This is a genomic window from Aliivibrio sp. SR45-2, from assembly GCF_963890165.1.
Taxonomy (GTDB): domain Bacteria; phylum Pseudomonadota; class Gammaproteobacteria; order Enterobacterales; family Vibrionaceae; genus Aliivibrio; species Aliivibrio salmonicida.
Genome location: NZ_CAWPRC010000095.1, coordinates 1 through 445, shown reverse-complemented (window position 1 = coordinate 445; position 445 = coordinate 1). Strand labels below are relative to the sequence as shown.

Genomic DNA, 445 nt, shown 5'->3' with positions numbered 1-445 from the left:
CATGACTGGGGTGAAGTCGTAACAAGGTAGCCCTAGGGGAACCTGGGGCTGGATCACCTCCTTAACGATAGATTGCGATTTATGAGTGTTCACACAGATTGATTAGGTTAAAAAAGTAAAAGAGACATAATGTTGGGTCTGTAGCTCAGTTGGTTAGAGCGCACCCCTGATAAGGGTGAGGTCGGTGGTTCAAATCCACTCAGACCCACCAATACTTTTCCAGTAAGTATTGGTGATAACATTATATTTTGGGGCTATAGCTCAGCTGGGAGAGCGCCTGCCTTGCACGCAGGAGGTCTGCGGTTCGATCCCGCATAGCTCCACCATCTTTAAGTATTCTCCTTGAGAGTCTTTAAAAATGGTTTCGAAAGAAACATTGCTCTTTAACAATTTGGAAAGCTGACTGATTTAAATAACTTACGAGTTATTCAAATCAAAATTTAAA

Annotated in this window: 2 tRNA genes and 1 rRNA gene; all 3 read left to right on the top strand. The window is 42.7% G+C overall.

The window, feature by feature from the left end:
* Positions 1 to 64 (top strand): 16S ribosomal RNA (locus AACV33_RS04315); the annotation flags it as partial.
* 70 nt (positions 65 to 134) lie between these two features.
* A tRNA-Ile gene (locus AACV33_RS04310) sits at positions 135 to 211 on the top strand.
* Between the two features lie 39 nt (positions 212 to 250).
* Positions 251 to 326, top strand: a tRNA-Ala gene (locus AACV33_RS04305).
* The last annotated feature ends 119 nt before the right edge of the window (positions 327 to 445 follow it).